The organism is Neorhizobium populisoli (genome assembly GCF_019430945.1).
In the GTDB taxonomy this organism is placed as follows: domain Bacteria; phylum Pseudomonadota; class Alphaproteobacteria; order Rhizobiales; family Rhizobiaceae; genus Neorhizobium; species Neorhizobium populisoli.
Window position 1 is genome coordinate 426,776 of sequence record NZ_JAHYCB010000003.1, and the last position, 12,975, is coordinate 439,750.

Genomic DNA, 12,975 nt, shown 5'->3' on the forward strand with positions numbered 1-12,975 from the left:
GCTTCACGCCGCCCCGACAGCCCTTGGACGTCTTCCACCTCGATAAATCTCGTCGATTTCCTCAACCGACATCGGCTTGCCGAAGAGATATCCCTGCAATTCATCACACCCGGTCAGCCTCAGCTGCATCGCCTGCGCTTCGGTCTCCACGCCTTCGGCAGTCACCGGGATATCCAGTGAACGGGCAAGCGCCACGGTCGCATTTAGCATGTCGATCGCGCGGGTACCTTCGGACAATGCATCCAGCAGCGACTTGTCGATCTTCATCCGGTCGAAGCCGAACTGGCGCAGGTAACCGACGCTGGAGAAGCCGGAGCCGAAGTCGTCGAGCGCGATCTTCACGCCGAGCTGTTTCAGCTTGGCGAGCGCCGCACGGGCACGCTCTGGGCTCTGGATAAAATAGCCTTCGGTCATTTCCAGCGTCACGCGGGATGTATCCGTGCCGGTCTTGCGGAAAACGGAGCCGACATGCAGCGCAAACGCCGGGTCGCGGAACTGGCCGGGTGAGATATTCACCGACACCTTGAGCTCCGGCCACATGGCAATCGTCTCGCAGGCCTTGTGCAGCACAAACAGGCCGAGCTGGTCGATCAGGCCGGTTGATTCCGCAATCGGGATGAAAATGTCCGGAGAGACGGGGCCGTATCCGTTGCGGTTCCAGCGGGCCAGCGCTTCGACGCCAACAAGCCGCCATGTCGAGGCTTCGACGACGGGCTGGTAGACCACCGTCAGTTCGCGCCGCTCGATTGCAATCCGAAGATCGATTTCAAGCATATTGCGCTCTTCGCGCTGCGCGTCCATTTCCGGCCGGTAATATTCGGCGCGGCCGCGGCCGGTCTCCTTGGCATGGTACATGGCCATGTCCGCACGGCGTACCAGCTCTTCGCCGGCAATTCTGCCGCGCGGCGAGATCGCCACGCCGATAGAGGTACCAATCGTGGCGACCCGTTCGCCGATCACGAAAGGTTCGTCGAAAAATCCCAGAATATGGTCGCTCAGCGCGTCTACGACCCTTGCCAGATCCGTGGTCGACAGCGCGATTGCAAACTCGTCTCCACCAACGCGTGCCAGAACCGCCCGATCCCCGACCAATGCCTTCAGACCGGCCGCCACGCCGCGGATCAGCTTGTCGCCAGTGCCATGACCATAGGCATCGTTGACTTCCTTGAAGCCGTCGAGGTCGAGATAAAGCAGCGCTACATGCTCGTTCCTGTGGCTGCTTTCGACAACGAGCGCATCGAGCGCCGCAAAGAAACCCGTGCGGTTCAGAAGACCGCTCAGCCGATCGGTCATGGCGAGATGCCGTGCCGCCGCCTCGTCGGCTTTCAGACGATCCAGCGTGTTGCTGCCGCTGACGAACAGCAGCAGGAAAAACAGGCCGACCATGGCAAGCGCGCAATAAACAAGCGGCCGCACTTCCGCATAACCCAAGTCGCCCGGCAGGCGTGAAAGCCAGGAAAGGCGCGTCAGCACCTTGCCGTGAACGTTGCGGATTTCGACTGTATGGCCGGAATTTTCGCCATCCTGGACAAACCGCAGCCCGCCGATGACGTAAGTCTGTGCCAGCTTCTCGATCTTTTCACGATCGAGATGGCGTGCGAAAACCAGATAACGGCGGCCCTGCGGCGGCTGATCGAGCTCGCCGGATTTCTGGCGGATCAACGCGACGCCGACAGCAGCAACCCCGGTCTCGGTCTGGGCAAATCCCGTGGCCTCCGGCGCGGTCTGACCGCCCGTGGTACTCGCCTTGTCGAACAAGGTCGGCAGCGATGTATCGAAATACCGTTCCGGCGGCCAACTGACGGGATGGCCGTCCTGATAAGCCATCAGCACGTTCTGGTGCGCGTCCATGATCAGCGCGACGTCGAAGAGGTCGCTATTGACCGTCATCTCGCCGTAGTTGCTGGCGATCCACTCATGATCATCGGCGTAAACGAACTGCGCTGCATCGTCCCAGGCGGCGTAGTCGTTCAGCGTCGCGTGCAGCTGCTCTTCGAATGTCTGAATGGCGCCGAGCGTCGTTTCGCGAGACCGCCCGTCATCCAGCCGGTTGGCGTAATCGGCGATACGATCGAGTGCCGTCAGAATGAAGATCGTGACAAGGGTCACAACCACCGCAAAGGCAAGCAGCATCGACGTCACTTGAGAGCGACGGCCGAGTTTGGCGGAGCGGCGAAAGCGATACGGAATGAGCCGCATGAAAGATCCCCGTAGAGAACCACATCCTTCGCGGGCATTCCTTCAGATACCGTTAAAAAAGCTGAGCCAGCCTCCGAAACGAAGGCTGGCTCAACAGTTTTTCCGAAAATTCGACTGTTCTTTGACAGCCCGAAATCTTACCAGGCGGCGATCACGGCGCCCTTGAACTGGGTGTTGACGAAGTCCTTCACGGCATCGCTGTGATAGGATTCGATCAGCGTCTTCAGCCAGGCGGCATCCTTGTCCTTCGCCTTGACGGCGATGATGTTGATGTAGGGAGCCTTTTCGCCTTCCTTGGCGATCGGATCGGTCTTCGGGTTGAGGCCGGCTTCCATTGCGTAATTGGTGTTGATGACCGACGCATCGACGTCATCCAGCGAGCGCGGCAGCTGCGCGGCGTCGAGTTCGGCAAACTCGATCTTCTTCGGGTTCTCGGTCACGTCGGCCGGACCGATCTTCAGGCCCTTGGCGGCATTGACCTTGATCAGGCCCTGGTCGGCGAGGATCAGCAGCGCGCGGCCGCCATTCGTCGGATCGTTAGGTATGGCAACGGTCGCGCCCTGCTTCAGGTCGGCGAGGTTCTTCACCTTCTTGGAATAGATGCCCATCGGGAAGTTGACGGTCTGCGCGACGCTGATGAGGTCGTACTTGCGGTCGGCAACCTGGTTGTCGAGGTAAGGCTTGTGCTGGAAGGAATTGGCCTGCAGCTCGCCATCGGCCAGCGCCTGGTTCGGAACGACGTAGTCCGAGAATTCGAGGATCTGGATGTTGAGGCCCTTCTTGGCCGCAACTTCCTTGACCTTTTCCATGATCTGGGCGTGCGGGCCGGGCGTGACGCCAATCTTGATGTCTTCGGCAAGAGCGGAGGTGACGGCAGCGGCAGCGAAAGCAGCCGCCAGGATAAGCTTCTTCATGGATGTCTCCTTAGGTTCGTTTGTTGTCCAGTCTTGGGAGGACTGAAGGTTCAGTTTTTTGAGCGATCAGTTTTTGCGGTTGCGCTTGTCGAAGCGGCGGGCAAGTCCGTCACCGGCGCTCTGGACGAGCTGCACGAGCACGATCAGCACCACGACGACGGCGAGCATCACATCCGGCATGAAGCGTTGGTAACCGTAGCGGATACCGAGATCACCGAGACCACCACCGCCGACCGCGCCGACCATGGCCGAATAACCGATCAGGCTGACGATGGTCATGGTGAAGGCCAGCGTGATGCCCGGCCGGGCTTCGGCCAGCAGAACCTTGAAGACGATCTGCAGCGGCGTGGCGCCCATGGCGCGGGCGGCCTCGATCAACCCCTTGTCGATCTCGCGGATCGCCGCTTCCACCAGACGGGCGAAGAACGGGATCGTCGCGATCGTCAGCGGCACGATCGCCGCATAGGTGCCGATCGACGTGCCGGTGACGAACCGCGTAAACGGAATGATCGCCACGACGAGAATGATGAACGGCGTCGACCGCGTCGCGTTGACGATGGCGCCGAGAATGCGATTGGCGACAGGCGCCGGGAAAAGCTCGCCCTTGCCGCTGGTCGCCAGAAAGACCCCGATCGGCAGGCCGATCAGCGAGCCGATCAGGCCGGCGATCGCCACCATCTGTGCGGTCTGGTTCAGCGCCTTCAGGAGAAGGCCGATAAGCATATCAAGCGACATAACCGAGCACCTCCGTGGCGAGACCGGTTGCGGCATAAAACTCGTTGGCGCGTTGCATGACCGCCGGATCAGCCGGATAGGCGACGACCAGCGAACCATAGGGCTCGCCGGCAATTTCCTCGATACTGCCGGCCAGAATGTTGACGTCGGCGCCAAGTTCGGCGACGAGGCGCCCGGTCAGCGGTTTGAAGGCCGTATCCCCGAAGAAGATCAGCCGCACCAGGATGCGATCGCCGATCGAAGGCTGCGGCTTCAGGCCTGCGCGTATCCATTCCGGCAGCTGCGTGCCGACGGCGGCGGACAGAAGCGATCGCGTCGTTTCGTGTTTGGCACCGGTGAAGACATCGAACGTACGCCCGGCCTCGACGATCTTGCCGCGATCGATCACCGCCACATCGGAGGCGATCGTCTTCACCACCTCCATCTCATGGGTGATGAGCAGAACGGTGAGGCCAAGTTCGGCATTGATCTTCTTGAGCAAAGCCAGGATCGACTGCGTCGTTTCCGGATCGAGAGCCGATGTTGCCTCGTCGGAGAGCAACAACTTCGGAGAAGTCGCAAGCGCGCGTGCAATGCCGACACGCTGCTTTTGGCCACCGGACAGTTCGGACGGATAACGATCCGACTTGTCACCGAGACCGACGAGATCGAGAAGCGGCGCGACCTTGTCGCGGATTTGCTTTCGGTCGAGACCGGCAATCTCCAGCGGCAGCGCCACATTGTCGAAGGCGGTGCGCGACGACAGCAGGTTGAAGTGCTGGAAAATCATGCCGACATGGCGGCGCAGATCGCGTAACCCGCTCTCCGGCAAGCCACCGACTTCGATACCGTCCACGACAACCCGGCCTGACGTTGCCTTTTCCAGCCCGTTGACGAGGCGGATCAAGGTGGATTTGCCGGCACCGGAGCGACCGATAATACCGGTGATCGCTCCACGGGCTACGGTAAGATCGACGCCATCCAGCGCGGTGAATTGATTGCTGTCATTACCGAAGCGTTTCGTGACCGCTTCGAAGGCCACCATCGGGGTGGAAACGGCCACCGGGGCCGGCGCGACTTGAGCCGCGGCTTGGGAGATCGTCATTTTAAGCTCTCAGAATTGGTCTGGTCATCCCGGCGAAACTTCGCCGCTTCACTTCATTTGGCCAGACGGCACATTCGATGACAAATGACGTTCCGGAGCATGGTCGATCAGCTTTCGGCGGTTGTACAGGAAGCCGGGCGGCTTCTTTTGGATGCCGCATAAATGCCCGCAGACGCGCCCATTTGACAGGGATGATTTTTCAATTATCCCATATCCCAGAAAAATTCTTCTCGCAACTGCGAGATCAACCCGGCCTGTGGTTGCCCTTCGGGAATTCCGAGGCAAGGTCGCGGTACCACTTGCCGCTTTTCTTGACCGTCCGCTCCTGCGTCTCGTAATTCACATGCACGAGGCCGAAGCGCATCCGATACCCTTCCGCCCACTCGAAATTGTCCATCAGGCTCCAGGCGAAATAACCCTTCATCGGATAACCGTCCTTGATCAGATCGGCGACGACCGAGAGGTGCTCAACGTAATAGTCCAGGCGCGGCTGGTCATCCACCTCGCCATTGACCGGCTCCATGTTGTAGCTGGCGCCGTTCTCCGTGATGTAGCAATCCGGCAGGTCGTAACGGCGATAGAGGTCTTCGACGAGCAACTTCAGACCCGGCGAATAGACTTCCCAGCCGATATCCGTCTTTACGTCGCTCGCCGGCTTGGCCTCGACCGTCCATGGGAAATCGCCCTTCCGTTCCGCATCATCATGCACGCGGTCCGGCTTGTAATAGTTGAGACCCCACCAATCGAGCTTCTTGTTGATGATCTTCAGGTCGCCCTCTTCCACCACCGGCATGCGGTCGGAGAGGGCCTCATGGAATTCGTTCGGGTATTCGCCCTTGAAGACCGGATCAAAAAAGGCACCATTGTGGAACTGGTGTGCGCGTTCTCCGGCCGCCAGATCGGCCGGACTGTCGGAACCCGGAATGATCGACGAAGCGTTCAGCACCAGACCGACCGGCACGGTCGGCGACACATGGCGGATCGCTTCGACGCCAAGACCATGCGCCAGGTTGACATGGTGCATGGCGGCAAGCGCCGCCTGCATGTTCTTCTCGCCCGGCGCGTGAATGCCATAGAGATGGCTGAGCCAGACGATGCACCACGGTTCGTTGAAGGTCGCGACCGAATCCAGCCGGTCGCCGAGCCGCGCCATCACCACCTTGGCGTAACGCTGGAAGGCATAAGCCGTCGAGCGTGCCGCCCAACCGCCGTCACCCATCAGCGTCAGCGGCAGATCCCAATGGTAAAGCGTCGCATAGGTCTTGATGCCACGCGCCTTGCAGCCGTCGATCAGGCGATCGTAGAAATCGAGCCCCTTCTCGTTGATGCGGCCTGTGCCATCCGGAATGATGCGCGGCCAGGCAATCGAGAAACGATAGGCTTCGACACCCATGTCTTTGATCAGATCAAGATCTTGTTCCCAGCGATTGTAGTGGTCGCAAGCAACGTCGCCGTTATGGCCCTGATATACCCGGCCCGGCATGTTAGAAAACGCATCCCAAATACAGGCCTTGCGCCCGTCCGCCTTGGTCGAACCTTCGATCTGATAAGCGGCAGTTGCAACACCCCAGAGAAAGTCGCCAGGGAAACGAGAAGCGAAGGCCTTGGGATCGGGTGTCTTGGAGATCGTCATGCCTTGTCATCCTGTATCGTTGCAGCGCCGGAAAACCGCAGATTTTAGCCGGTGGTTTAGCCAAGGGGAGCGACGATGTACAGCGTTTCGCAAGGATTTCCCAAACCAGGCCGTGCAAAATGGCGCACTTATCAGAGGCATTCTTCAAAGAAACACCCTGAAATAGAGCCCCAAATGAAACGCAATCTATTCTCCGAATAATCGGAGCAATATTGAAAGCGCAACATGCAAAATCAGTAATTTATTATATTTTGAGGAGCAATCTTGGAAAAATCGGGGGGATGTTGGATTTGACAATACGCATTTCCAAGAATGTGGTTCGTCTGGGCATGTATATCGAGGGGATCGAGTGCCCCGTTTCCGAGTTCAAGCGCCGCCGCTTCATGCTCGAATCCGATGCTGAGCTGCAGGCCATAAGGAACACGTCGGCTCAGTTTGTTCTGGTAAACTGCTCCAGAAGCCGCATCGACGTAACCGCCCTCCTCGAGCGAGCCAATCCCCTAACCAAACCGTCAAGCAATCCCGCGGAGATGAAAGCCGCTATCGGCGAAACGCTGAAGACCGCCCGACGCGGACTGGATGCCGCGGGCGCTGGAGAATTGAACCTCGACGACATTGGGCTTGCGGCAGACGCTGCGATTCGAATGATCGACAGCGCACCGGATGTGTTTCTGGAGGTGACACGTTTGAAAACAAAGGACGAGGCGACCTATATCCACTCGATCGCCGTCAGCGCGCTCATGGGAAAACTCGCCACCCTTCTCGACATGTCCGATGCCGAAGCCCGGATGATCGGTCAGGCCGGCATGCTGCATGATGTCGGCAAGCTCCTGATCCCGAACGCCATCCTCAACAATCCCGGTAGCCTGACCCTGGAAGAACTCAAGATAGTACGTGAACATCCCGAACTTGGCTATCGGCATCTCAGGAAATTTCCCGACGTCCCCGAGCTGATCCTCGACATCTGCCGGCTGCACCACGAGGTGCTGGACGGCAGCGGCTATCCCCTCGGCCTGAAGGCAGATCAGATCAGCTTGCCCATCCGAATCTGCACCGTCTGCGACGTCTTCGACGCCCTGACCAGCGAAAGGCCCTATAAGAAAGGCTGGGAAACCGCCAAAGCGCTCAGCTGGATGTTCGAGCGCCCTCAGCTCTTCGAGCGCAGACTGGTGATCCGCCTCGGCTCGATGTTCGAATGAGCTGGCCACAGACAATCACTTGAAGAGTCGCTAGAACGATTTAGTGAAACCAACCCACTGACATCGAAACAGTCGAATGACCTCTCCACAATTCATCCGCCTTAACACCGATTGGAATGTTGAGCCAAATGTGCCCCTGCCGGAGATTTCGATCGATGGTTTGACGCTGGAATTACGACTCCTCGTCACCGTAGCGTCCCGGGAAGGCGAAGAATCTGCGGCGATAAAACTGACCTTTACTGATTGTCATGCTTGGCTTCTCAGCGACCTCAACGATGAGGGCTGGTATCGCGGCCAGTGCCGTTATGGAAGGCTTGCGCCTGCTTGGGGCCATTTTTACGAGATTGCCGGCGAAGACCCGTTGCGCGATCAACCGGATGACTGGCAATCGATGCCGGGACACGGCAACTGCCACTATCTTTTCTATCTCCGCGACGAAACATTCGAATGCATTGCGAATGCTTGGAAAGCGGCACCGATAAGGGCGCGGGCAAAGGTCTCCAGCACCTCGGGCGGCCTTATCGGGGTTTCCGGCGTCGAATATCTCAGCTGAGTATAACGAGGCAGAACCTCACCCTCTAGGAACGAGAGGGTGAGGAATGGTCCTCAGAGTTTCACCCAAGCCCCGTTCTTCTTCGAAGACGCCACGCAGGCCTCGACAAAGGCTACACCCTTCACGCCGTCATCCACGGTCGGGTAGATCACAGCCTTGTCGACCGCAACGCCCTTTTTGTGGGCGTTGATGGCGTGCGCCGCTTCCGTGTAGATCGTCGCGAAGGCTTCAAGATAACCTTCCGGGTGACCGGATGGGATGCGCGAAACACGGCCGGCGGCGGCTCCAGCACCGGCGCCGTTGCGGGTGATCAGCCGCTTTGGCTCGCCGAACGGCGTGAACCAGAGATAGTTCGGATCGGCCTGCACCCATTCGATACCGCCCTTGGTGCCGTAGACACGGATTTTCAGGCCGTTCTCGTGGCCGGGCGCCACTTGGCTGCACCAGAGCATTCCCTTGGCGCCGCCTTCATAACGCAGCATGACATGCGCGTTGTCGTCGAGACGGCGGCCCTCGACGAAACTGTCGAGATCGGCGGCAAGGCTTTCCAGCGTCAGGCCGGTGATGAAGGCCGCGAGGTTATAGGCATGCGTGCCGATATCGCCGGTCGAACCGCCGGCACCGGATTGCGCCGGGTCGGTGCGCCAGACGGCTTGCTTGGCGCCGGTCTGCTCGACGGCTTCGGTCAGCCAATCCTGCGGATATTCCACCTGCACGACGCGAATTTTGCCGAGATCGCCATTGGCAACCATCTCGCGGGCCTGCCGCACCATCGGGTAGCCGGTATAGTTATGGGTGAGGATGAACAGCGCATTGCTTTCATCCGCCGCCTTCTTGAGCTTCTTGGCGTCGGCGAGGTTCGAGGTCAGCGGCTTGTCGCAGATGACGTGGATGCCGCGTTTCAGGAACTCTCTCGCCGCTTCGAAATGCACGTGGTTCGGCGTTACGATCGAGACGGCTTCGATACCGTCCTTCAACCGCGCCTCGCGGATCGCCATTTCCTTGTAACTGCCATAGGTGCGCGACGGATCGAGGCCAAGATCGCGGCCCGAAGCGATCGCCTTTTCCGGCGTCGACGACAGCGCGCCGGCGACGAGATCGAACTTGTCATCCAGCCGCGCCGCCATGCGATGCACCGCGCCGATGAACGCACCGGCTCCGCCGCCTACCATTCCAAGCCGGATGCGCGGCTCCCGCGCCTGTTCGTCCTTGCCTTCGATTGCCATGATGTCTCTCCTCGAAAATTAGATGTTTCGGAGAGCATCCACCCCCCTCTGGCCTGCCGGCCATCTCCCCCTCAAGGGGGGAGATCGAATTGCGGCGCCGTTTCGCCTTACTCAAACGCTGGTTACAGCGGGAAGCCCTTGCATCTTGCCAATCTCCCCCCTTGAGGGGGAGATGCCCGGCAGGGCAGAGGGGGGTTCCACGGCGAAAATCATTAAATCCCCAGCATCCGCCGGTTTGCCGCTTCGTCCGTACCGCCCGACGCAAAGTCGTCGAACGCCTTGTCCGTCACGCGAATAATATGCGCGTTGACGAACTCGGCACCCTCGCGTGCGCCATCCTCGGAATTCTTCAGCGCGCATTCCCACTCGACCACGGCCCAGCCATCGAAATCGTTGGCGGCCAGTTTTGAGAAGATCGAGCCGAAATCGACCTGACCGTCGCCCGGCGAGCGGAAACGGCCGGCGCGCTGCACCCAGCCCTGGTAACCGCCATAGACGCCCTGCCGGCCGGTCGGGTTGAATTCCGCGTCCTTGACGTGGAACATCTTGATCCGGTCTTTGTAGATGTCGAGATGGTCGATGTAGTCGAGGCACTGCAGCACGTAATGCGACGGATCGTAGAGCATGTTGGCGCGCGGATGGTTCTTCACGCGCTCCAGGAACATCTCGAAGGTAACACCGTCATGCAAGTCTTCGCCCGGATGGATTTCGTAGCAGACATCGACGCCGCACTCGTCGGCATGATTGAGGATCGGCGTCCAGCGCTTGGCAAGCTCGTCGAACGCGGTCTCGACGAGACCGGCCGGGCGCTGCGGCCAAGGATAAAGATAGGGCCAGGCCAGCGCGCCGGAGAAGGTCGCATGCGCCTTGATGCCGAGATGTTTGGAAGCGGTGAGCGCCATCTTGACCTGCTCGACAGCCCAGGCCTGGCGCGCCTTCGGATTGCCACGCACTTCCGGCGCCGCGAAACCGTCGAAACCTTCGTCATAGGCCGGATGCACGGCGACGAGCTGACCCTGAAGATGGGTCGAAAGCTCGGTCACCTCGATGCCGTTGTTGCGCGCGACACCGGCGAATTCGTCGCAATAATCCTTGGAGCTGGAGGCCTTCTTCAGGTCGATCAGTTGACCGGCCCAGGTGGGAACCTGCACGCCGACATAACCCTTTTCCGCCGCCCATTTGGTGATCGCGTCCCAGGAGTTGAACGGTGCTTCATCTCCCGCGAACTGGCCGAGAAAGATGGCGGGGCCCTTGATGGTCTTCATGATTTCCTCCTGGGGAATGGCTGAAACGTATCGTGCGGACATGAAAACGGGCGCGCTCTTTCAAGCGCGCCCGGAGAATGATCAGAACGGAGAATCGGCGAAGTAGAAGTTCTTCGCATTGTCCTTCGTCACCAGCGTGGCGTCGAGGATATAGGTACCGCTGACCGGAACCTTGTCGAAGAAGTTGCCGGCGGTGAGTTCCATGGCGGTCGCCACCATTGCCGGCGGATAAAGAACGTCGACCGGGATCATCTTGTCGCCGTCCATGACCTTCTTGACCATGTCCTTGGAGCCTGCGCCGCCGACGACATACTTGATGTCGGTGCGCTTGGCCTGGGCAATGGCTTCGAGAACGCCGACGGCCATGTCGTCGTCCTGGCACCAGACCACGTCGATCTTCGGATGCTTGGTCAGGAAGTCCTGCATGACCTTGAAGGCGTCGTCGCGGCTCCAGTTGCCGAACTGCCGGTCGAGGATCTTGACCTTGGAGCCGGCAATGCCCTTGTCGAAACCGTCCTGGCGCTGCTGGTCGATCGGGATCGGCAGACCGCGGATGACGACGACCTGAGCGTCCGGGGTGTTCTTCTTGATATATTCGCCGGCGACCTGGCCAAGCGCCGGGTTGTTGCCGGCGACATAAAGGTCGCGGATCGTGCTGTCATTGACCGAAGGCGCGCGGTCGACGAGCGCCACGAACGTGCCCTTGTCCTTGACGTCCTTGATCGAGTTGACGAGCTGGTCCGGATCGTTCGGCAGGATGACCAGTGCGTCGAGACCCTGAACGGCAAGATCCTGCACGGCGTTCGCCTGGGATGCGGCATCCGGCGAGGTCTTGACGATAACGTTGAGGCCCGGATGCTCCTTCATCAGGAGCTTGGCGACGCGTTCGGCATGGAATACGACACCGGCGGTCCAGCCATGGTCGGCTGCCGGAATGGAAACGCCGATCGTCACCTTCTTGTCCTGCGCCAGCGCAAAGCTGGGGGCAATCGCAACCGAAGCGGCAAGCGCCGCAGCGGCGATCCCGAAAGTTCTTCTACGCATTTTCTCTCTCCCACAATTTATTCCAGGTCTTTGATTTCAAGACCGGGCGCGACCCATAAGCCCGATCAATCCCTCCATCATCGGGGCTTTCGCCCCGCATCGGCCGCCTCCGCAGCCGATGTTATTTCCGCATCAGCGACCTCTGCACCAGCATGGCGATGATGATGATCGCGCCTTGCAAGGCCTGGATGAGATATTCGCTGACGAAGTTCGAAAGCAGCAGGATATTGCCGACCACTTCCAGAATGATCGCGCCGCAGACCGTGCCCCAGACGCGCCCGACGCCGCCGCGAAGCGCCGTGCCGCCGACCACGACGGCGGTAATCGCCTGCAACTCCCAGAAGCTGCCGGTCGTGGCCGACGTCGAGCCAAGCCGCGGCACGTAGAGCAGCACTGCGACCCCCACGCAGAGCCCCTGGATCACATAGGTGATCGTGCGGACCCTGTTGATCGAAATACCGGAATATTTTGCCACGTCCTCGTTCGACCCGACGGCGGTCACATGTCGGCCATAGCGGGTGCGATACAGGATGAAGGCGCAGATCGCGGTCGTCACGAGAATGACGATGATCGGTACCGGTACGCCAAGCAACGAGCCCGAATAGAATGGCCGGTAGAGCGTCAGCAGATCGCGATCGCGAACGGTGATCGCACCGCCCTGGGAAAGCCAGTAGGTGAGGCCACGATAAATCCCCATCGTGCCGAGCGTGGCGATGAAAGGCTCAATACGGCCGACCGTGGTGATCAGCCCGTTCGCCAATCCGCAAGCGGCGCCGAGCGCCAGCGCCACGCCCATGGCCGCCAGCAGCATCAGCATCGGATCGGCGATCGATCCGGAATTCATGAACATGATCATCAGGCTCGCCACGAAAGCGAGCATCGAGCCGACCGAAAGATCGAGCCCGCCGGCGGTCATCACATAGGTTGCACCGAGCGCGATGATGGCAATGAACGCGCTGCGGGTGACGACGTTGGAAAGGTTGGCGATCGAGACGAAATTCGGATTGGCGAAATAACCGAGCACCAGCAGCAGCGCCAACGCGATGAACGGCGCGATCGCCGCCATATCCCAATCGCGCGACGTTTTCGGCGCCTTCGTCGTATCAGTGGCAACGGATGTCAT

General features: G+C 59.9%; 11 protein-coding genes. 2 read left to right on the plus strand and 9 right to left on the minus strand.

Going from position 1 to position 12,975, the window contains the following annotated elements:
- Positions 1–3 precede the first annotated feature (3 nt).
- The 5 genes from KX729_RS10010 to KX729_RS10030 all read right to left on the minus strand — a co-directional run bounded on the left by KX729_RS10010 (position 4) and on the right by KX729_RS10030 (position 6,565).
- Positions 4–2,199: a bifunctional diguanylate cyclase/phosphodiesterase gene (locus KX729_RS10010; protein ID WP_219742288.1), complete on the minus strand. Its 2,196-nt coding sequence runs from the start codon at positions 2,197–2,199 to the stop codon at positions 4–6.
- Positions 2,200–2,336: 137 nt separating this feature from the next.
- On the minus strand, positions 2,337–3,113 hold the full coding sequence (locus tag KX729_RS10015; RefSeq protein ID WP_219742289.1) for a MetQ/NlpA family ABC transporter substrate-binding protein: 777 nt from the start codon (positions 3,111–3,113) through the stop codon (positions 2,337–2,339).
- 66 nt (positions 3,114–3,179) lie between these two features.
- Complete coding sequence (locus KX729_RS10020) at positions 3,180–3,848, minus strand: methionine ABC transporter permease (protein WP_219742290.1); 669 nt, start codon at positions 3,846–3,848, stop codon at positions 3,180–3,182.
- Entirely contained in the window at positions 3,838–4,872 is a 1,035-nt protein-coding gene (locus tag KX729_RS10025) for a methionine ABC transporter ATP-binding protein (RefSeq protein ID WP_219742535.1), read from the minus strand. The genes KX729_RS10020 and KX729_RS10025 overlap by 11 nt, the downstream gene beginning before the upstream one ends.
- Positions 4,873–5,176: 304 nt before the next feature.
- Entirely contained in the window at positions 5,177–6,565 is a 1,389-nt protein-coding gene (locus KX729_RS10030; protein ID WP_219742291.1) for a GH1 family beta-glucosidase, read from the minus strand.
- Positions 6,566–6,846: 281 nt separating this feature from the next.
- Here KX729_RS10030 and KX729_RS10035 point away from each other — a divergent pair, with 281 nt between their 5' ends.
- Complete coding sequence (locus KX729_RS10035) at positions 6,847–7,764, plus strand: HD-GYP domain-containing protein (RefSeq protein ID WP_219742292.1); 918 nt, start codon at positions 6,847–6,849, stop codon at positions 7,762–7,764.
- Between the two features lie 76 nt (positions 7,765–7,840).
- A complete protein-coding gene (locus tag KX729_RS10040) occupies positions 7,841–8,317 on the plus strand; it encodes a hypothetical protein (RefSeq protein ID WP_219742293.1) in 477 nt (158 codons plus the stop codon).
- A gap of 53 nt (positions 8,318–8,370) precedes the next feature.
- On the opposite strand, the gene KX729_RS10045 is transcribed toward KX729_RS10040, so the two are convergent.
- The 4 genes from KX729_RS10045 to KX729_RS10060 all read right to left on the minus strand — a co-directional run bounded on the left by KX729_RS10045 (position 8,371) and on the right by KX729_RS10060 (position 12,975).
- Complete coding sequence (locus KX729_RS10045) at positions 8,371–9,543, minus strand: Gfo/Idh/MocA family protein (protein WP_219742294.1); 1,173 nt, start codon at positions 9,541–9,543, stop codon at positions 8,371–8,373.
- A gap of 212 nt (positions 9,544–9,755) precedes the next feature.
- Positions 9,756–10,808, minus strand: coding sequence for a sugar phosphate isomerase/epimerase family protein (locus tag KX729_RS10050; RefSeq protein ID WP_219742295.1), 1,053 nt, complete (start codon positions 10,806–10,808; stop codon positions 9,756–9,758).
- Positions 10,809–10,889: 81 nt separating this feature from the next.
- Complete coding sequence (locus tag KX729_RS10055; protein WP_219742296.1) at positions 10,890–11,852, minus strand: substrate-binding domain-containing protein; 963 nt, start codon at positions 11,850–11,852, stop codon at positions 10,890–10,892.
- 121 nt (positions 11,853–11,973) lie between these two features.
- The gene (locus KX729_RS10060; RefSeq protein WP_219742297.1) at positions 11,974–12,975 is read right to left on the minus strand and encodes an ABC transporter permease; all 1,002 of its coding nucleotides are present in this window, start codon (positions 12,973–12,975) and stop codon (positions 11,974–11,976) included.